Below are 19,999 nucleotides of genomic sequence, written 5' to 3'. Positions count from 1 at the left end.
AGGTGCGCGAGGGCACGGCCATGCTGGAGTCCTGCATGCGCCCCGACCTGGTCACCGAGATCACGATGCAGCCGGAGCGGCGGGGATCAGCGGGCGGTGCGGGTGTGGACGTGTTCCACCAGGCGGGTCAGCGCGTCCGGATCGGTGGTCGGCAGCACGCCGTGGCCGAGGTTGAAGATGTGGCCCTCCAGGCCCGCGGCGGCGGCGAGGACCTCGTCGGTCTTGGCCTCCACGGCCTCCGTGGTGGAGAAGAGCACGGCCGGGTCCAGGTTGCCCTGGAGCGCCTTGCCGGGACCGACGCGGCGGACGGCCTCGTCGAGCGGGACCCGGTAGTCGACGCCCATGACGTCCGCGCCGGCCTCGCCCATCAGGTCGAGCAGCTCACCGGTGCCCACGCCGAAGTGGATGCGCGGGACCCCGTACGAGGCCACGGACTCCAGGACCTTCGCCGACGCCGGCATCACCGAGCGCCGGTAGTCGGCGGGGGCGAGCGCGCCGACCCAGGAGTCGAAGAGCTGGACCGCCGAGGCGCCCGCCTCGATCTGCACCTTCAGGAAGGCCGAGGTGATCTCCGCGAGCCGGTCCAGCAGCTCGGCCCACAGCTGCGGGTCCCCGTACATCAGGGCCTTGGTGTGCTCGTGGTTCTTGGACGGTCCGCCCTCGACGAGGTAGCTGGCGAGGGTGAAGGGCGCGCCGGCGAAACCGATCAACGGCGTGCTGCCGAGTTCACTCGTGAGCATGCCGATCGCCTCGGTGACGTACGAGACGTCCTCCGGGGTGAGGTCGCGCAGCTGTGCGAGGTCCTCGCGGCGGCGGATCGGCTGGGCGACGACGGGGCCGACGCCCGGCTTGATGTCGAGGTCGACGCCGATGGCCTTCAGCGGGACGACGATGTCGGAGAAGAAGATCGCCGCGTCCACCCGGTGGCGCCGCACCGGCTGCATCGTGATCTCGGTGACCAGGTCGGGGCGCATGCAGGACTCCAGCATGGCCGTGCCCTCGCGCACCTTGCGGTACTCCGGAAGCGAGCGCCCCGCCTGCCGCATGAACCACACCGGCGTGTGCGGAACCGGCTCCCGCCGGCACGCCTTCAGGAAGGCGGAATCGTACGTCTGGCTCGGCTGGCCCGTGGGGCGTTCGTTGGCACTCACGACCCAAATCTTCGCACGTATGAAGAAGTGTCCGACCCGGTGCGGGTGTCCCTGCGCCGTAGGGGCGCTCGTTCCGCCTAGTCTTCCCGGCATGGCTGCGGCTCAGGGACGATTTTCAGATGGCGCTGACGGTGTGGACAGCGCGAAGGAGAGCTCGGTCCCGCTCCCGTTCCGGCGGGCGGTCGACGGCTTGAGGATGGCGCGGCTGCGCCCCGGGATCGAGATCGACCCGACGAAGCCGCCGCAGAGACTGGCACCGTACGCCTACGCCCTGGAGGCGGCGGTCGTCGACGGCGAGGACGACCTGGCCGACGGCCGGCTGATCCTGCTCCACGACCCGTCGGGGCACGACGCCTGGCACGGGACCTTCCGCCTGGTGACGCTCGTACGGGCGGAACTGGAGCCGGAGATGGCCGCGGACCCGCTGCTGCCGGAGGTGTGCTGGTCCTGGCTGACCGGGGCGCTGGACGCGCGGGGGCTCACGTACGGGGAGCCGAGCGGCACCGTCACCATGGCGAGCTCCCACTACTTCGGGGGGCTCGCGGAGCGGCGCCCCGCGACGCAGATCGAGATCAGGGCCTCGTGGACGCCGCGGGAGGGGGCGGGTGGGGTGCCGGAGACCTCGGCGCACCTCGCCGCCTGGTGCGAGTTGCTCTGCCAGATCGCGGGGCTGCCCCCGGCGGGGCCGACGGACACCGTCACGGGCGTGGTGTCCCTGCCACAGCGCCGCGGTCCGCACCACCCGTAGCCGGACGGCCCCGCGGGGCCGTCCGGCCGCACGTGCTCGGCGCGAACGACCGATCGGGTCCGTCACGGAGTGTCAGAACATCGCATCCGTTGCGGGCTTCTGATCGCCCTCTGATCGATCGTGCGTCCGAATTGCCCGAATTGTTACTCACTAAATCGTGATCATTCCCTAAAGCCGGGCGGGTGACGTGCCGAAGGAGTCAGTGACCATCCGCACGGTTCGCACCGGCTCCCTTCCCCCGCCGGCTCGTCCCGCCACTCCCCCAGGAGGCCTAGGTGTCCGTTCTTCTCGAGCAGCCCGCAAGCCTGGTCGCCTACCGCCCGAACAAGCCGACCGCCATGGTCGTCGTGGCCGACCCGCGCGTCCGCTCCACCGTGACCCGTCACCTGTGGGCGCTCGGAGTCCGTGACGTCATCGAGGCGTCGTCCATCGCGGAGGCCCGCCCCCGCGTCGGCAGCCCGCGCGACATCTGCGTGGCCGACGTACACCTGCCCGACGGTTCCGGTCTCACCCTGCTCTCCGAGACCCGGGCCGCCGGTTGGCCGAACGGCCTGGCCCTGTCCGCCGCCGACGACATCGGCGCCGTGCGCAACGCCCTCGCGGGCGGCGTGAAGGGCTACGTCGTCACCGGTACGCGCACCAACATCGGGCTCCCCACCAGGCCCGGCGCCGCCCCCATCGGTGCCGCCGCCGCCCGTATGCACCGCCGCCCCCCGGGTGCCCCGAGCCACCCGGGCGGCTACCGCGAGCTCTCCGGCCGCGAGGTCGAGGTCCTGCGCCTCGTCGCGGAGGGCCAGTCCAATAAGGCCATCGGCGTCTCGATGGGCCTGTCCGCCCTGACCGTCAAGTCCCACCTCGCCCGGATCGCCCGCAAGCTGGGCACCGGCGACCGGGCCGGGATGGTCGCCGTCGCCCTGCGGACCGGGATCATCCACTAGGACCCGGAGATCGTCCGCTTTTCCCCCCCGCGCCCGTCGCCGGAACGTTCCGGCGACGGGCGCGTCACATCCACGGATACCCTTGACCGGTGACCGACGCCCAAGAGACCGCAGCAGACCTGCGCACCACCACCGGGGGCGGCCCCCCGGACGACACGGTTTCGTCCGATGGGCAGCCGATCCCCTTGCTGGAGCCCCGCGAGGGCATCCCGCCGGTCGTGGCCGACGCCGACGCCCTCGCCCGGGTGGTCGCGGCCTTCGCGGCCGGGACCGGGCCCGTGGCGGTCGACGCCGAACGCGCCTCCGGCTACCGCTACGGGCAGCGCGCCTACCTGGTGCAACTGCGCCGCGAGGGGGCCGGCTCCGCGCTGATCGACCCGGTGGGCTGCCCGGACCTCTCCGCCCTGGGCGAGGCCCTCAACGGCACCGAGTGGATCCTGCACGCCGCCACCCAGGACCTGCCGTGCCTGCGCGAAATAGGCATGACGCCCACCTCCCTGTTCGACACCGAACTCGCGGGCCGGCTCGCCGGGTTCCCCCGGGTCGGACTCGGCGCCATGGTCGAGAGCGTTCTCGGCTACGTGCTGGAGAAGGGCCACTCCGCCGTCGACTGGTCCACCCGACCGCTCCCCGAGCCCTGGCTGCGCTACGCCGCCCTGGACGTGGAACTGCTGGTGGACCTGCGGGACGCGCTGGAGAAGGAGCTGGACCGGCAGGGCAAGTTGGAGTGGGCCCACCAGGAGTTCGACGCCATCGCCTCCGCCCCGCCCGCGCCGCCGCGCAAGGACCCGTGGCGCCGCACCTCGGGGATGCACAAGGTGCGCCGGCGCCGGCAGATGGCCGTCGTACGGGAGCTGTGGGAGTCCCGCGACAAGATCGCCCAGCGTCGGGACGTGTCGCCCGGCAAGGTGCTGGGTGACGCGGCGATCGTCGAGGCCGCCCTGGCCCTGCCGGCGAACGTGCACGCGCTGTCGGCCCTGCCCGGGTACGGGCAGCGGATGGGTCGGCGTCAGCTGGACCAGTGGATGGCGGCCGTGGACCGGGCGAAGGCCCTGCCCGAGAACGAGCTGCCGCAGCCCGGGGCCAGTACGGCGGGCCCGCCGCCGCCGCGTTCCTGGGCGGACAAGGACCCGGCCGCCGCGGCCCGGCTGTCGGCCGCCCGTACGGCCGTGTCCGCGCTCGCCGAGGGGCTGAACCTGCCCCAGGAGAACCTGATCACCCCGGACACCGTGCGCCGGCTGTGCTGGGAGCCGCCGCAGCGGCTGGACGCCGGCACGGTGACCGAGGCCCTCGCGGCCCACGGCGCCCGACCCTGGCAGATCGAGCAGGTCGGCGCGGCCCTCGCCACGGCCCTCGCGGCGACCGACTGAGCCCGTTCCCCCAACAGAGCCCCCGGCCGTCGGCCGGGGGCTTTTTTGTTACGCGTCCATGACACCCCAGCCCTTTTGAACACGCTCAACAATCGCTAGTTTCTTGAACATGATCAAAACGGGGAGCCCGAACGACACCGGGTACGCGGCGTGGGTCGAGGAGTTCGAGGCCGAGCGGGAGCGCCGCGCGGCGCTGGGGGACCCCGATTGGGGACCGGGGGCACGGTTGCCCGCCGCGATCGTCCGCAGCGTCCAGAAGTTCCAGGTGGGCGAGGACGGCGACGGCTCCGCGCTGACCGGCAAGGCGGACCGGGCGGGCGACGGCGCGTACGCCGCGGCGGTGCGATTGTTCGTCGCCGAGGAGCAGAACCACGCGCGGATGCTGGCCCTGCTGCTGACGGCCGGCGGCGCGGGAACGCTGGAGGGGCACTGGAGCGACGCCGCGTTCGTGCGGCTGCGCCGACTGTTGGGGCTCAAGCAGGAGCTGCTGGTGCTGATGGTGGCCGAGGTGGTGTCGCTGCGTTACTACCGGGCCCTGCGCGACGGCAGCCCGGACCCGTTGGCCGCGGAGGTGGCGCGCCGGCTGCTGGCGGACGAGGAGCGGCACGTCCCCTTCCACTGCCGGCGGCTGAACGAGGGCCTGGCGCCGCTCCCCCGGCCCGCGCGGCGGGCGGTGACCGCGGGCTGGCGGGCGCTGCTCGCGGGGGCGGCCGTCGTGGTGGCCGTCGACCACGGCCCGGCGCTGCGCGCGCTGGGCGTGGGGCGTCGTACGTTCGTCGCGGACGTGCTTCGCTCCTCGGCGGTCATGGCCTCGGCGATGGCCGACGGGCCCGTGACGGAGCCGGTGCCGGAGCGCCCGGCGGTGTGACCTTCGCCGCTCCTCGGGGAGGGGGTGTGCACATTGGTTACCCACAAGTAGCATGGGCCGGGTGAGCGGGCGCTCAGGACCACGTCCCGGGACGCCCCCGCGCAGCAGTGCACACCCGCACCTGGAGGAGAGCCAACGTGCCTCGTACCGTCAGGGACGTCGTCTTCGTCGACGGCGTCCGCACCCCGTTCGGCAAGGCGGGCCCGAAGGGCATCTACCACGAGACCCGCGCCGACGACCTCGTCGTGAAGGCGATCCGGGAGCTGCTGCGCCGCAACCCGGACCTGGACCCCAAGAAGATCGACGAGGTCGCCATCGCCGCGACCACGCAGATCGGCGACCAGGGCCTCACGCTGGGCCGTACGGCCGGCATCCTCGCGGGCCTCCCGCAGTCCGTACCGGGCTACTCCATCGACCGCATGTGCGCCGGCGCGCTGACCGCCGTGACCGCCGTCGCGGGCGGCGTCGCCTTCGGTGCCTACGACGTCGCCCTCGCCGGCGGTGTCGAGCACATGGGCCGTCACCCCATGGGCGAGGGCGTGGACCCCAACCCGCGCTTCGTCTCCGAGAAGCTGGTCGACGAGTCCGCCCTGTTCATGGGCATGACCGCCGAGAACCTGCACGACCGGTACCCGACGATCACCAAGCTCCGCGCCGACGAGTACGCCGTGCGCTCGCAGGAGAAGGCCGCCAAGGCGTACGCCGACGGCAAGATCCAGCAGGACCTGGTCCCGATCTCGGTCCGCAACACCAACGAGGCGGTCGGTGAGACGGGCTGGGGCCTGGTCACCACCGACGAGCCGATGCGCCCGGGCACCACGCTGGAGAACCTGGCCGGCCTGAAGACCCCGTTCCGTACGCACGGTCGGGTCACCGCGGGCAACGCCGCCGGGCTCAACGACGGCGCCACCGCCGCGATCATCGCCTCCGAGGACTTCGCCCGGGAGAACAACCTCCCGGTCAAGATGCGCCTGGTCTCGTACTCCTTCGCGGGCGTCGAGCCGGAGGTCATGGGCTACGGCCCGATCCCGGCCACCGAGAAGGCCCTGGCCCAGGCCGGGCTGACGATCGAGGACATCGGCCTGTTCGAGGTCAACGAGGCCTTCGCCGTGCAGGTGCTGGCCTTCCTGGAGCACTACGGCATCGCCGATGACGACGCCCGCGTGAACCAGTACGGCGGCGCGATCGCGTTCGGTCACCCGCTGGCCTCCTCCGGCGTCCGCCTGATGACGCAGCTGGCCCGCCAGTTCGAGGAGCAGCCGCACGTCCGCTACGGCCTGACCACCATGTGCGTCGGCTTCGGCATGGGCGCCACGGTCATCTGGGAGAACCCGAACTTCAACGCCGAGGGAGACTCCAAGTGAGCACCACCGCTGAGCTCCTGAAGGGCGCGGCCGAGCTGTTCCCGGACGAGGTCGTCACGTCCGCGCACGTCCGTCACCTGGACCTGCCGTTCGGCGCCGGGCGCTTCGCGCTCGTCACGCTGGACAACGGCTTCGACCACACCAAGCCGACCACCTTCGGTCCGCAGTCCCTCGCCAACCTGAACGCGGCGATCGACCAGGTCGAGCAGGAGGCCCTCGCGGGCTCCATCGTCGGCGCGGGCATCACCGGCAAGCCGTTCATCTTCGCGGTCGGCGCCGACCTCAAGGGCGTCGAGCTGCTGAAGAAGCACGACGAGGCGCTCGCCATCGGCAAGGGCGGCCACGACGTCTTCAAGCGTCTGGCGGCCCTCGCGGTCCCGACCTTCGCCTACTACAACGGCGCGGCGATGGGCGGCGGCGTCGAGGTCGGTCTGCACTGCACCTACCGCACCGTCTCCAAGGCCATCCCGGCGTTCTCGCTGCCCGAGGTCTTCCTCGGTCTGGTTCCGGGCTGGGGCGGCTGCGCCCTGCTGCCGAACCTGATCGGCGCGGAGCGCGCGGTCTCGGTCATCATCGAGAACTCGCTGAACCAGAACCGTCAGCTCAAGGGCAAGCAGGTCTTCGAGCTCGGCATCGCCGACGCGCTCTTCGAGGGCGCGGACTTCCTGGAGCAGTCGCTCCTGTGGACCGCGAACGTCCTGAACGGCACCACCGAGGTCGTCCGCGCGGACATCGACCGCGGCGAGGCCTGGGACGCGGCCGTCGCCAAGGGCCGCTTCATCGCGGACTCCAAGGTGCACGGCGCCGCTCCGGCCGCCTACCGCGCGCTGGACATCATCGCCGCGGCCAAGGACGGCGACCTCCAGGCCGGCTTCGACGCCGAGGACACCGCGCTGGCGGACCTCATCATGGGCGGCGAGCTGCGCTCGGGCATCTACGCCTTCAACCTGGTCCAGAAGCGCGCCAAGCGCCCGGCCGGCGCCCCGGACAAGTCGCTGGCCCGTCCGGTCACCAAGGTCGGCGTCGTCGGCGCGGGTCTGATGGCCTCGCAGCTGGCGCTGCTGTTCCTGCGCCGTCTGGAGGTGCCGGTGGTCCTCACCGACATCGACCAGGAGCGCGTGGACAAGGGCGTGGGCTACGTCCGCGCCGAGATCGAGAAGCTGCTCGGCAAGGGCCGCATCAACCAGGACAAGGCGAACCGCCTGACCGCCCTGGTCAGCGGTGTGCTGGACAAGGCCGAGGGCTTCGCGGACGCGGACTTCATCATCGAGGCCGTGTTCGAGGAGATGTCCGTCAAGCAGAAGGTGTTCGCGGAGGTCGAGGCGGTCGCCCCGGCGCACGCGATCCTCGCCACCAACACCTCCTCGCTGTCGGTCTCCGAGATGGCCTCCAAGCTCCAGCACCCGGAGCGCGTGGTCGGTTTCCACTTCTTCAACCCGGTCGCGATCCTCCCGCTGCTGGAGATCGTCCGCGGTGAGCAGACCGACGACGCCTCGCTGGCCACGGCCTTCGGTGTCGCCAGGAAGCTGAAGAAGACCGCGGTGCTGACGAAGGACGCCCCGGCGTTCGTCGTGAACCGCATCCTGACCCGCTTCATGGGCGAGATCCAGAACGTCATCGACGAGGGCACCCCGGTGGTCACCGCCGAGAAGGCCATCGAGCCGCTCGGCCTGCCGATGTCCCCGCTGGTGCTGCTGGAGCTCGTGGGCCCGGCGATCGGTCTGCACGTCTCCGAGACCCTGAACCGCGCCTTCCCGGAGCGCTTCACCGTCTCCCCGAACCTGGCGGCCGTGGTCAAGGCCGGCAAGCGCGGCTTCTACGTCTACGATTCCGGCAAGCCGGAGCTGGACCCCGAGGTCGCCGCCCTCCTGGTGCAGGGCGACTCCGTCCTGACGGAGGAGCAGGTCCGCGACCGCGTCCTGGACGCGGTGGCGCAGGAGATCGGTCTGATGCTGGAGGAAGGTGTCGTGGCCGAGGCCCAGGACATCGACCTCTGCCTCATCACCGGCGCCGGCTGGCCCTTCCACCTGGGTGGCGTCACGCCGTACCTGGACCGTGAAGGCGTCTCGGAGCGGGTGAACGGCAAGAAGTTCCTCGCCCCGGGCGTGGCGAGCGTTCCCGCGTAACACCCGTACGCGCAGGAAGGGGCCCGTCCGCACCTCGTGCGGACGGGCCCCTTCGCGTGCGCGCCTCGTGGACGGGTCCCGTGCGGCGCCCGCCCTACTTGCGGCCGGGGCGGCCGTTCTTGACGAGGCGCCGGGCGGCCGGTGAATCGGGGTTGATGCCGAGCGCCCTGCGGGCGGCATCGCGGCGCAGTTCGTCACCGGGCTTGCCGAGTTTCGCGGCGGTCTCCGAGATCCGCAGCCACACCAGCGCGCGCCCGCTGCCGGCCGAGATGTCCACGGCCCGCTTCAGGCGCCGCACGGCCTGGTCGGTCTCCTTGCGGCGGATGTGGGCCTGGGCCATGCCGATGAGCAGGTCGAGGTTCTCGTGCTCGGCGAGCAGCCGGGCGCCGACCTCCAGCACGCCCCGGTCGTCCTTCGCCTCGACGAGCGAGGCGAAGCCGCTGAGCGTGATGTCGGTGAAGGGCACGTCGTCCGGCTCGCTGCGGTCCCGGCTGCCGCGGAGGGTCCAGCCCTTGCCCTTGCGCCACTTCCAGGTGCGGGGCCCGGGCAGGTCCAGCCGGGTCCGGGTGCGTTCGTTGAAGTGCATGGACAGCTCGGGGCGGCCCTCCCACTGGTCGACGGCCGCGGCGACGTACTCCTCGGCCACCGGACGCAGGAAGGCGTACCGCTTGGGTTGCATGCAGTAGCCCACGGCCTGGACGTACGGGGTGACCTCCGCCCGGATGTGCCCGATGTCCAGCACCCGGTCGCTCGGATGGCCGGTGGGCGCCTCCAGGTCGGGCAGCAGGGCGTGGGTGAGGGTGGCGGGGATGCGGTTGCTGTTGGCGTACGGGCGCATCCTGCGGATGACCTCCAGCGCGCCGATCTGCGCGACGGGGATCCCGTAGAGCGCGCGGGCGGTGAACAGGCCGGTGGAGAAGCAGCCGATGACCTGGCGCGGGGCGAGGTACTCGAAGACCGTCTCGGCGAGGACGGGCACGTCCAGGACGAGGAAGGCGACCCCGGCCTCCCGGGCGGCGACGCCGAGGGTGTCGGCGAGGCTGGAGGGGGCGCTGGGGTGCGGTTTGAACACGACCGAGGTGAAGCCGAGCCGCAGCGCGTTGTGGAACATCCGCAGGTGCAGGTCCTCCTCTTCCTCCTCGGTGAGGATGCCGAGCGGGGAGAGGTACTGGCCGAGGAGGACGGCGGTGTCGGGGCCGTTGCGGGCGAGCTGTGGCGGGATCACCCGGTCGAGGATGGCCCGGCACTCGTCGGTGACCTCCGCCATCAGCTTGAGGACGGCCCCGGTGTGCACCGGTTGGGAGGGGATGCCGTACTCGGTGAGGAGCATGGGCAGCAGGGTGGGGACCAGGTCCAGGTAGAGGACCTGACCGATCCGGCCGTGGATCGCCCGGGGGAGGTCGTTGCGGGTGGGGCCGTAGCTCATGACGCCGTCGGCGTACACGGCGAGCGTGACGTCCGAGAAGATCTTGCAGAGCGTCTGGGCGGGTTTGACCTGGATCGATTCGACGACGAGTTCCAGGGGACCGGGTCGGATGCCCATCTTCTCCGCCATGACGGTGCGCCAGAGCGGGGCGTCCTCGTCGCGCGGGGCCCACAGCGCCGGGTGGAAGGGGTAGATCAGGTCGTTCCAGTAGACGACGCGGTGGAAGCGCGCGAGGACGGCGGCGGCGCCCGGCATGTGGTGCAGGGGCGTCGCGACCTCGGGGATCTCGACGTTGTTGCACACCAGCAGGACGCGTTCGCGGTCGTCCCGGCCGAGCTGGCCGGCGTCGATGGCGGCGGCCACCGTCATGGCGCCGTAGAGGGTGGAGGCGGCGAATACGCGGGTCATCGGGCGGCGGCGCCCTGGTGTCGGGCCATCAGCGCCCTGAGCTTGTTCACGCGTCCGGAGTCCATTCCCGCCAGCGTGCCCTCGACGACGTCCTGGGGCAGCTCCCACAGGATCCCGGCGCCGCGTTCCCGCAGCAGTTGGCGGGTGTCCTCCTCGTACGACTCGGCGCGGTCCAGGTGAATGACGATGAGCGCGCACAGGGTGCGCATCGCCTTGAACGACAGTTCATATCCGCGCGGGTGGTGCGCCAGCTCCTGGAAAATCAACCGGAAGGCGGGGAGGAAGTCGAGCTGGCGTTCGTCCGGGGCCTTGGTGAGGGAAGTCGACACGTCGCGGCGGTAGAAGATGCCGTGGAGGTCGACGACGCCGAATGACTCGGTCCGCAGGTGCAGCTTGTAGAACCAGGGCCGGTCCTCGGCGGTGCGCAGGCTCTCGTCGAAGTGGAGCGCGTCGACGTCGAGGAGGCGCCGGCGGTCGTAGATGCCCGCCCAGGACTGGGGGTAGTCCATGAAGGTGGAGGCGTCCACGGGGCCTATCCAGTCCACGGGATTCAGCGGAAGGGCCCGGGGGGCGAGCGGCGCCATGACTATCTTGCGCTTCCTCCCGTACACCCGGACGTGGCCGGTGCGCAGGAAGTCGACTCCCGACTGGCTCATCCAGCCGACCAGTTGGGCGAGGTAACCGGGCGCGTACCAGTCGTCACCGTCGAGGAAGGTGAAGAACCGGCCGCGGGCGGCCGTGAGGCCGATGTTCCGGGTGGCCGATATTCCCAGGTTCCGCTGATTGCTGATCAGTACCGCACCGGGAATGCGCGGCACCATCTCGCGCAGGATCTCGGACGTCCCGTCGGTGGAACCGTCGTCCACGACGATGAACTCGAAATCCTCCCGGGCATTCAACACCAAGGATTTGAGCGCCGTCCGGCAATAATCCCGGACATCACACATCGCGACGATCACCGAAAGGGTCACCATCGGAGGCACTCACCTTCTCCCCATTTTCCACACACGACTCCGGGAGGGCTCCCGCGCGGGCCGTCCGCACGACCCTCCAGTCTACGTTCGCGTAACAGGTCGCCATCATGACAGAACCACGCGGAAGCCCCGTACGGGCACCTCGGTGTGACGTACAACTCCCGCGGCCACCGAAGCCCATTCGTGACATGTAGGGCTCGGATCAGCATGTAAGGTCTAACGGACCCCTCGGCAATCCGCCTGTGTCCGCGCCCAGCTGCGGCTATCCCGACGGCAGTTGGGCCCCGACCGACCGACCAGGAATCACCAGTGCGCATCCACGTGCTCGCAGACTCCGACACCCGCTGGAAATGGGGCGCGGGTCTGGCGGTGGGACTGGCACCCGGCAGCGCGGTCCACGCCCACATGGTGCGCGGCCGCAGCACCCCGACGGCCCGACAGCTCACGGAAGTCGGCATCTCCCCCGCCTCCCTCACCGAGGTCACCCTCGCGAGCTTCGCCGCGGCCCCGGAACTCGACGAGGCGGACCTGGTCATCCTGGGCACCGTCGGCGGCGCCACGCACGCCGCCCTGCACGCACTGGCCCGGCGCTTCCGCACCGCCCGGCGCCGGCCGATCGTGATGACCGGTTACGTCGGCGTCGTCTACGAGAAGATGGCCGACGGGCTGCTCCTGCGCGCGGGCGCCGACATCGTCCTCGCCAACAGCCCTTTCGACCGGCGCCGGTTCGCGGAGATCTACGAGCCCCTGGGAATTCCCGCCTCCTGCATCGTCCAGACCGCGCTCCCCTTTCTCGACCAGCGGCCCTACGACGCGAACCGGACGCACGCCCGGCACCCCTATACGGTCTGCTTCGCCGTCCAACCCTCGGTACCCGCGGACCGAAATGGCCGCCTCTATCTGCTGCGTCGGGCGATATCCCACGCACGACTGCGCCCGGGCCGCGACGTGCTCGTCAAACTCCGCAGCAAACCGGGTGAGGCGACCACCCATGTGGAAGCCCACCACTACCAGGTCCTGGCGGAACAACTCGAAGAACCGCTGCCCCCGAATCTGCATTTCGTGTACGGCAACATGTCGGAAACCCTGGACCGTACGGACCTGTTGGTCACCGTCAGTTCCACCGCCGCCCTCGAATCCATGCACCGGGGCATGCCGACCGCCATATTGAGCGATCTCGGCGTGCGCGAGATACACGGCAACCACTATTTCGTCGCTTCCGGCTGCGTCACCGACTGGTCGGCGATAGACGAGGGCGCGGCCCCGCTCGCCCGCGAATCCTGGACGACCGACCAGGGAATCCGTCCCCTCGATCCGTACGGGGAACTCCGCACCCGTATCGACGAACTGTGGGGCGTTCCGCTGCCGCCCATCACCCCGTACTACACGGCCGCGAGCGCCCCGGAATACGTCGGTACGCTGCTGCGCCGCAGGGGCCTCGACCCGGACGGTTCCCCCGGCGCGGGAACCCCGACGCGCACCGCCGGCCCGATGCGGCGCACCTCCCGCCGGATGTTGAAGGGCGCCTACCGGTTCGGGGTCCAGCGGGTGGCGCCGAAGATCCAGCAGTGGGGCGGCGTATGAGCGGGCCCCACCGGGCGCCGCGCCCGGACGCGGAGCCCGCACCGACGCCCGTACCGATGGCCGTACCGAAGGCTGTACCGACGCCCGTACCGATGGCCGTACCGAAGGCTGCACCGACAGCCGATCCGGCGGTCGCACCGATCGCCGTGGAGCAGGGGGAGAACCCGTGAACGTCACCGCCGTCATACCCGCCCGGGGCGGCTCCAAGGGCATCCCCGGCAAGAACGTCGCCGAGGTCGGGGGCGTGCCCCTGGTCGCCCGGGCCGTGCTGGCCTGCCGCGGCGCCGCGCACGTGACCCGGGTCGTGGTCTCCACCGACGACGCGGCCATCGCCGCCGCCGCCCGCGAGGCCGGCGCCGAGGTCGTCGAGCGCCCCGCCGCGCTGGGCTCCGACCTGGCCTCCAGCGAGTCCGCGCTGCTGCACGCCCTGGACCGGCTGGAGGAGCGGTACCCGGAACCCGTCGGGGTCCTGGTCCTCGTCCAGTGCACCAGCCCGTTCGTCACCGCCGAGGAGGTCGACGCGACCGTCCTGGCCGTCCTGCGCGACGGGGCCGACTCCGCGTTCACCGCCGTCCCGTTCCACGGGTTCCTGTGGGGCACCGAAGGCCCCGCCGCCGGCTCCCCCACCGGCCCCGGCCACCGCGCGCACGGCGTCAACCACGACAGCTCCGTACGCCTGCGCCGCCAGGACCGCACCCCCGAGTACCTGGAGTCGGGCGCCGTCTACGCGATGCGTGCCGACGGCTTCCGCCGGCACGGCCACCGCTTCTTCGGCCGGACCCAGCTCGTCCCCACGGCCCCGGAGCGGGCCATCGAGATCGACGAACCCGGCGACCTCGCCCGGGCCCGGGCCCTCGTCCCCCTGCTCGACGCGCCCGAGGGCGCACCCCGGGTACCGGCTCCGCCGGTACCCCCGCAGCACATCGGAAAGGAAATCTGAACAGTGGTACACAGCAGCCGCATCCGCCGGATCGGGAACAAGGAGGTCGGCGCGGGCCGGCCCACCTACGTGATCGGCGAGATCGGGATCAACCACAACGGCGAGCTCGCCAACGCCCTGGCGCTCGTCGACGCGGCCGCCGACGCGGGCTGTGACGCGGTGAAGTTCCAAAAGCGCACCCCCGAGATATGCACCCCGCGCGACCAGTGGGACATCGAACGGGACACCCCCTGGGGCCGGATGACGTACATCGACTACCGCCACCGCGTCGAGTTCGGCGAGGACGAGTACCGCGCCATCGACGCGCACTGCGCCGAGCGCGGCATCGACTGGTTCGCCTCCCCGTGGGACACCGAGGCCGTGGCCTTCCTGGAGAAGTTCGACGTCCCCGCCCACAAGGTGGCCTCCGCGTCCCTGACCGACGACGAGCTGCTCCTCGCCCTGCGCGCCACGGGCAGGACGATCATCCTGTCCACCGGCATGTCCACGCCCCGCCAGATCCGGCACGCCGTGGAGGTGCTGGGCAGCGAGAACATCGTGCTGCTGCACGCCACCTCGACGTACCCGGCCCGCGCCGAGGAGTTGAACCTACGGGTCATCCAGAGCCTGGAAGCGGCGTACCCGAACGTCCCCGTGGGCTACTCCGGGCACGAGACCGGACTCCAGACCACCGTCGCCGCCGTCGCCATGGGTGCCTGCGCCGTCGAGCGACACATCACCCTGGACCGCGCGATGTGGGGCTCGGACCAGGCCGCCTCCGTCGAACCCGGCGGCCTCACCCGCCTCGTGCGGGACATCCGCACCATCGAGACCGCCCTCGGCGACGGCGTGAAGCGGGTCTACGACTCCGAGCTCGCGCCGATGAAGAAGCTCCGCCGCGTCCAGGGCGCCCTCGCCGACGAGGGCGTGACGGCCTCGGCATGAGAGGCACCCTCGCCCTGGTGGAGAGCCCGGCTCAACTACTGAACGTCCTGGAGTGGGCCCACGTCCACCCGGGCGAGGCAGCGTCCCTCACCGTCGCCGTCCTCCAGCCGACGGACCCGCGCTCGCGCGCGCAGGTCCGCCTGCTGTGCCGGTACGCCTCGCGGACGGGGGTGGTGTGGCGGCGCTACGAGGTGCGCGCCGGGTACCTGGAGCGGGCCCAGGAACTGGTGCGCCTGGGCCGGGCGGTCGCGGCCGCCGAACGCCTCGTGATCGGCGACCTGTTCTCCCGTACGATCCAGCTCCTGCTGCCGCGTTCCAAGGCCCGCGAGGTGGTCCTGGTGGACGACGGCACGGCCACCACGGAGCTGGTCGGCCTGCTGGCCTCCGGGCAGCAGCTGACGCGTTGGCACCAGGGCGAGGTCAGGCCCTCCGCGAAGGCGGGCCCGGTCAACCGCTGGCTGGCCCGCGCGGGCCTGGACCGCGCCACCTTCTTCACCTGCATGCCGGTGGTGGCGCCGCCGGGCACCGAGGTCCGGGCCAACACGTACGCGTGGAGCCGGGAGACCTTCGGGCCGGTGCGGGCGCGTCCCGGGTCCGACCTCGCGGGCAGCTCCCTCGTGGAGACCGGCGTCATCGACGAGGACCGGTACGTCGAGGCGGTCGGCTGGATCGCGGAGAGCCGCCGGGCCGCCCGGTACCTGGCGCACCGCAGGGAGAGCCGGCAAAAACTGGACCGGATCGCCGACGCCACCGGGATGGAGATCGTGCAGCCCGAACTCCCGCTGGAATTGCACGCGTTGACCCAACCCATTGGGCTGTCCGTGCTGACCTTCGCGTCCACCGTCGCCTACACCCTGCCCCTCGTGCTCGCCGGTTCGCCGGTGCGGGTGGAGCTGTGCGAGCTGGACGACGCCTGGATCACCCCGGACACCCCGGCGCGTTCGGTGGACTTCCTGCGCAGGATCTCCGCCCAGGCCGTGCACCGCCACGGGCTGACGAGGATCCCGCCGCGGGGGCGCGGCCGGCGCCCGTCAGAACCGCTGCCAGCGTCCCAGTGAGAGCGCGGAGCGGTCCTTCTGCCGGTTGACGAGCAGTTCGCCGCGGGCACTGAGCGAGGCGACGACGATCCTGCCGCGGGCGTCGACGGCGAGGGCCGGGGACTCCAGCCCCTCCTCCCCGATCTCCGTCCACCACAGCCCGGCGGCCTCGTGCTCGGTGGGATAGGCGGCCAGGGCGGTGCGGCCGCCCACCGTGCGCAGCGCCAGCACCGTGCAGTCGTGCCCGTCGACCGCACCGCGCGTCGCGGCGACGGCGCCGCAGGCGGGACCGCCGCCGAGGAAGTGCGCGCCGGCGCCCTCCCGGTGGGCGAACACCCCGCTGCCGTCGGCCGCGTGCCAGAAGTGGGTGACGCGCCCGGGGGCCGTCTCCAGGACGACCGACGATCCGTCCCGGGCCAGGAACGGCAGGTCCTCGTCCCGGTCCACGGGGCCGCCCGGAGCGCTCCGGGTCCAGCGGGAGATGCCCTTCTCGCCGGGGGCCGAGAGCTCGACCCGGCCGTCGGCGGTGGAGCCGGCGCTGATCCCCTCGAAGGCCTTGCTGCCGTGCAGGTCCTGCCAGTCGCCCCAGTCGCCCTTCGCGCCCTGGCACTTCAGGTGGATCCCGCGGCCCGCGTTGCGCACGAAGACGTGGGCCGCGCCCCGGGCGTCGACGGCGACGACAGGAGGTCCGCCCCGGTGGGACATCTCCGGCCTCCGGTAGAGGGTGCCGAGGTCCTGCCACGGCCCGAGCGGCCGGCCGCTCTGGTACTGCACCGCGTGGTGGTAGGTGACGGTGACGGCCTCGCCGTTCGGTGAGCGGCGCCGACCCACGAAGTGGGCGTACCCGTCGGGGCCCTGGCCCACCGCGAGGTCGGTCAGCTCCGGTACGGGGAACAGGTCGGGGCCGCTCCAGTCGGGGCCGCCGGGCGTCCGCTCGGTCCAGCGCAGCAAGCCGCCCTCGGTGCGGGCGTAGGCGGTGAGGCGTCCGTCCCGGCCCGCGAGCAGCCACCGACCGGTCAGGGGGCCCAGGGCCACCGAGTCCCAGGCGACGGCGGGGGTCGGCGCCGGTCCGGAGGCGGGTGCGCGGGCGGTGCCCGGTCGGGGGGTGTCGGGAGCGGAGGTGCGCGCCTTGCGCCTGGATCGCGTCGCCATGGCCCGCCCGCAACCCCTTACCCATCGCCATTCGAACAAATTGAGGATACCCCGGGGCCCTTGCGGCCCGTTCGTGCGCTTATCTTGTAGCCCGCCGCATCACCCGCCGCATCACCGCTCCTGCAGCCGCGGCATCCCCCCGCACCCCCGTTCGGAAGGCCGGTCCCCGGGCATGACTTCAGACAGCACCGCCACGACGACGCTCCCGGAGGGCTCGCCGGCGCCCGGGCGCGCGTCGCGCCCGCCCCGTTCGCGCGGCCGCCGGATCCGGCGGGTGCTGGCCTGGGGCGCGGCCGTGGTGGTCCTCGGCGCGGCCGGCACCGGCTGGTGGGTGTACAGCCACTTGAACGGCAACATCGACAGCGTCGACCTGAACCAGGCGATCGGCGCCGACAACCGGCCGCCGAAGGTGGTGCGCAACGCGCAGAACGTCCTCGTGCTCGGCTCCGACTCGCGGGCCGGCGCCAACGGCGACCTCGACCGCGGCGACGTCAGCGGCGCCCGCTCCGACACCGCGATGCTGGTGCACATACCCGAGGGCCGGGCCAGGGCCACCGCGGTGAGCATCCCCCGCGACACCCTGATCTCCCGGCCCGAGTGCAAGGACAAGGACGGCAAGGCCGTCTCCGCCGCCAACCGGGTCATGTTCAACTCCGTCTACACGCTGGCCGGTCCGGCGTGCGTGGTCAAGACCGTCGAGCAGATGTCCGGGATCCGCGTGGACCACTTCGTGGAGGTGGACTTCGCCGGCTTCAAGGGCTTGGTGGACGCCCTCGGCGGGGTCACCGTCACCCTCGACCAGCCGATGACCGGCGCGAAGGGCGGACTCAAGCTCGACGCGGGCACGCACCGGCTGAACGGCACGGACTCGCTGAAGTTCGTCCGGACCCGCTACGGCTACGGCGACGGCAGCGACCTCGGACGCATAGGCCTCCAGCAGCAGTTCATGCTGGCCATGCTCTCCGAGATCAAGAAGCAGGACGCCCTCGGCAACCCGGCGCGCCTCTACAAGCTCGCGGACGCCGGCACCAAGTCGCTGACCACCGACTCCGACCTGGCCTCGCTCACCGCGCTCTCCGACTTCGCGCAGAGCATGAAGGGCGTGGACCCGGCGACGATGGAGACCATCATGCTGCCGGTGGCCTACGACAAGGTGGACCGCAACCGGGTGGTCGTCGCCGAGCCGCAGGCCACCCAACTCTGGGACGCGCTGCGCAGTGACCAGAAGGTGCCCGCGGCGGCGAAGGACTCCCCCGCGAAGGGCGGCGGCCCGGCCGCCAAGTCCCCGGCGCCCAAGCCGTCGCCCTCTTCGTAGCCGCCGGGCCCGCGCCCGCCGCGGCGGTCGTGCGGGTCGTCCCCGTCGTCCCTAACGGTCCGTGCGCGGGCCCACCTCGCCGCGACCGAGGCGGCTGTGGGACCGGCCGTACAGGAAGTAGACGACGACGCCGACGGCCATCCAGATCCCGAACCGGATCCAGGTCTCGGCCGGCAGGTTGAGCATCAGCCACAGCGACGCCGCGATCGACACGATCGGGACGAACGGCACCCACGGGGTGCGGAAGGCCCGGTGCAGGTCGGGGCGGGTCCGCCGCATGATGATCACGCCGAGGGCGACGATCACGAAGGCGAACAGGGTGCCGATGTTCACGAGTTCGGCGAGCTTCTCCAGGCTGGTGAAGCCGGCGAGGACCGCGATGAGCACGCCGAGGAGCATCGTCGCCCGGTAGGGCGTGCGGTACTTGGGGTGGGTGACCGAGAAGAACCGGGGCAGCAGTCCGTCACGGCTCATCGCGAAGAACACGCGGGTCTGCCCGAGGAGCAGGATCATGCAGACGGTGATCAGGCCGACGGACGCCCCGAGACTGATGGCGCCGGCGAAGAACGGTTGGTTCACCGATTTGAACGCCTCGGCCAGTGGCGCCGTCGGCGACATCTCCGAGTACTTCTGCATGCCGGTGACCACCAGCGTCACCGCGACGTAGAGCACCGTGCAGATGATCAGCGAGCCGAGGATGCCGCGCGGCATGTCCCGTTGGGGGTTCTTGGTCTCCTCGGCCGCGGTGGCCACGACGTCGAAGCCGATGAAGGCGAAGAAGATCAGCGAGGCGGCGGTGAAGATGCCCATCACGCCGAAGTTCGTGGGCGCGTACCCGAAGAGCAGTTGGACCAGTGGCGCGTGGATGCCGCCGCCCGCCTCCTGCGCCTGGGCCGGCGGGATGAACGGGGAGTAGTTGTCGGCCTTGATGAAGAACAGGCCGGCGACGATGACCAGCAGCACCACGGTGACCTTGATGGCGACGACGATGGCGGTGATCCGGGCCGACAACTTCGTCCCGATGACCAGGACCGCGGTCAGCGCCAGGATCAGCAGGAACGCCAGCAGGTCGAAGGTGCCCCCGGCGTCCGGCCCGGCCAGCGCGCTCGGCAACTCCCAGCCGAGGTTGGTCTCCAGGAGGTGGCGTACGTACCCGGACCAACCGACGGCCACGACCGCGGTGCCCAGCGCGAACTCCAGCACCAGGTCCCAGCCGATGATCCAGGCGGGCAGCTCGCCGATGGAGGCGTACGCGAACGTGTAGGCCGAGCCGGCCACCGGCACGGTCGATGCGAACTCCGCGTAGCACAGGGCCGCGAGGGCGCAGACGATGCCCGCCGCCACGAAGGCGAGGGCGGTGGCCGGTCCTGCGTTGTTCCGGGCGGCGATGCCCGTGAGGACGAAGATGCCGGTGCCGATGATGACGCCGACGCCGAAGACCGTCAGGTCCCAGGCCGAGAGCGATTTGCGGAGCGCGTGTTCGGGCTCCTCCGTGTCACGGATCGACTGCTCGACCGATTTGGTGCGGAAAGGACTGTTCAGATCCGTACTCACCGACGCACCTCCGAAAGGTGGCGTACGCAGCACGCGGACGCGAACGGGCCGGGAGGCCCACCCCTCAAGGGTGATCTCCCGGCCCGTGACGTGCAACCGCGCGTGACCCGGGCGGGTGGC

The 19,999-nt window shown here is 71.6% G+C and carries 16 protein-coding genes; 11 read left to right on the top strand and 5 right to left on the bottom strand.

Annotation, left to right across the window (positions count from 1 at the left end; all coding sequences use genetic code 11):
* Nucleotides 1-86: 86 nt before the first annotated feature.
* Nucleotides 87-1,151 (bottom strand): uroporphyrinogen decarboxylase, encoded by a 1,065-nt coding sequence (gene hemE, locus AB0D46_RS30775; RefSeq protein ID WP_362882332.1) that lies wholly within the window; start codon nt 1,149-1,151, stop codon nt 87-89.
* Between the two features lie 91 nt (nt 1,152-1,242).
* On the opposite strand from hemE, the gene AB0D46_RS30770 reads away from it, so the two are divergent.
* From AB0D46_RS30770 to AB0D46_RS30745, 6 genes are all read left to right on the top strand, one after another.
* Nucleotides 1,243-1,899 (top strand): DUF3000 domain-containing protein, encoded by a 657-nt coding sequence (locus AB0D46_RS30770; RefSeq protein WP_362882330.1) that lies wholly within the window; start codon nt 1,243-1,245, stop codon nt 1,897-1,899.
* Nucleotides 1,900-2,174: 275 nt separating this feature from the next.
* The gene (locus AB0D46_RS30765; protein WP_007267191.1) at nt 2,175-2,837 is read left to right on the top strand and encodes a response regulator transcription factor; all 663 of its coding nucleotides are present in this window, start codon (nt 2,175-2,177) and stop codon (nt 2,835-2,837) included.
* 89 nt (nt 2,838-2,926) lie between these two features.
* Nucleotides 2,927-4,207 carry a ribonuclease D gene (locus AB0D46_RS30760; RefSeq protein WP_362882329.1) on the top strand — a complete coding sequence of 427 codons (1,281 nt, stop codon included), beginning with the start codon at nt 2,927-2,929 and terminating at the stop codon, nt 4,205-4,207.
* A 109-nt stretch (nt 4,208-4,316) separates the two neighbouring features.
* Nucleotides 4,317-5,075, top strand: coding sequence for a ferritin-like domain-containing protein (locus AB0D46_RS30755; protein ID WP_362882327.1), 759 nt, complete (start codon nt 4,317-4,319; stop codon nt 5,073-5,075).
* Nucleotides 5,076-5,212: 137 nt separating this feature from the next.
* Nucleotides 5,213-6,439, top strand: coding sequence for an acetyl-CoA C-acyltransferase (locus AB0D46_RS30750; RefSeq protein ID WP_362882326.1), 1,227 nt, complete (start codon nt 5,213-5,215; stop codon nt 6,437-6,439).
* The gene (locus AB0D46_RS30745) at nt 6,436-8,565 is read left to right on the top strand and encodes a 3-hydroxyacyl-CoA dehydrogenase NAD-binding domain-containing protein (RefSeq protein ID WP_362882324.1); all 2,130 of its coding nucleotides are present in this window, start codon (nt 6,436-6,438) and stop codon (nt 8,563-8,565) included. The genes AB0D46_RS30750 and AB0D46_RS30745 overlap by 4 nt, the downstream gene beginning before the upstream one ends.
* Nucleotides 8,566-8,659: 94 nt before the next feature.
* Here the strand turns inward: AB0D46_RS30745 and AB0D46_RS30740 are convergent, their stop codons facing one another.
* Entirely contained in the window at nt 8,660-10,399 is a 1,740-nt protein-coding gene (locus AB0D46_RS30740) for a polysialyltransferase family glycosyltransferase (RefSeq protein WP_362882322.1), read from the bottom strand.
* A complete protein-coding gene (locus AB0D46_RS30735) occupies nt 10,396-11,373 on the bottom strand; it encodes a glycosyltransferase family 2 protein (RefSeq protein WP_362882320.1) in 978 nt (325 codons plus the stop codon). The genes AB0D46_RS30740 and AB0D46_RS30735 overlap by 4 nt, the downstream gene beginning before the upstream one ends.
* A 309-nt stretch (nt 11,374-11,682) precedes the next feature.
* On the opposite strand from AB0D46_RS30735, the gene AB0D46_RS30730 reads away from it, so the two are divergent.
* From AB0D46_RS30730 to AB0D46_RS30715, 4 genes are all read left to right on the top strand, one after another.
* On the top strand, nt 11,683-12,957 hold the full coding sequence (locus AB0D46_RS30730) for a DUF6716 putative glycosyltransferase (protein ID WP_362882318.1): 1,275 nt from the start codon (nt 11,683-11,685) through the stop codon (nt 12,955-12,957).
* Nucleotides 12,958-13,123: 166 nt separating this feature from the next.
* A complete protein-coding gene (locus tag AB0D46_RS30725; protein WP_362882317.1) occupies nt 13,124-13,897 on the top strand; it encodes an acylneuraminate cytidylyltransferase family protein in 774 nt (257 codons plus the stop codon).
* A 3-nt stretch (nt 13,898-13,900) separates the two neighbouring features.
* On the top strand, nt 13,901-14,821 hold the full coding sequence (locus tag AB0D46_RS30720; RefSeq protein WP_362882316.1) for an N-acetylneuraminate synthase family protein: 921 nt from the start codon (nt 13,901-13,903) through the stop codon (nt 14,819-14,821).
* A complete protein-coding gene (locus AB0D46_RS30715; protein WP_362882314.1) occupies nt 14,818-15,879 on the top strand; it encodes a hypothetical protein in 1,062 nt (353 codons plus the stop codon). The genes AB0D46_RS30720 and AB0D46_RS30715 overlap by 4 nt, the downstream gene beginning before the upstream one ends.
* Here AB0D46_RS30715 and AB0D46_RS30710 read toward each other — a convergent pair.
* Entirely contained in the window at nt 15,853-17,010 is a 1,158-nt protein-coding gene (locus tag AB0D46_RS30710; RefSeq protein WP_362882313.1) for a hypothetical protein, read from the bottom strand. The two genes, AB0D46_RS30715 and AB0D46_RS30710, sit on opposite strands and share 27 nt — an antisense overlap.
* 172 nt (nt 17,011-17,182) lie before the next feature.
* Between AB0D46_RS30710 and AB0D46_RS30705 the strand changes: the two genes are divergently transcribed.
* On the top strand, nt 17,183-18,325 hold the full coding sequence (locus AB0D46_RS30705) for an LCP family protein (protein WP_362882311.1): 1,143 nt from the start codon (nt 17,183-17,185) through the stop codon (nt 18,323-18,325).
* Between the two features lie 51 nt (nt 18,326-18,376).
* On the opposite strand, the gene AB0D46_RS30700 is transcribed toward AB0D46_RS30705, so the two are convergent.
* Nucleotides 18,377-19,879 (bottom strand): amino acid permease, encoded by a 1,503-nt coding sequence (locus AB0D46_RS30700; protein ID WP_362882310.1) that lies wholly within the window; start codon nt 19,877-19,879, stop codon nt 18,377-18,379.
* Nucleotides 19,880-19,999 lie beyond the last annotated feature (120 nt).

The organism is Streptomyces sp. NPDC048383 (assembly GCF_040651775.1).
GTDB lineage: Bacteria > Actinomycetota > Actinomycetes > Streptomycetales > Streptomycetaceae > Streptomyces.
This window is presented reverse-complemented; position numbering and strand designations above follow the sequence as displayed.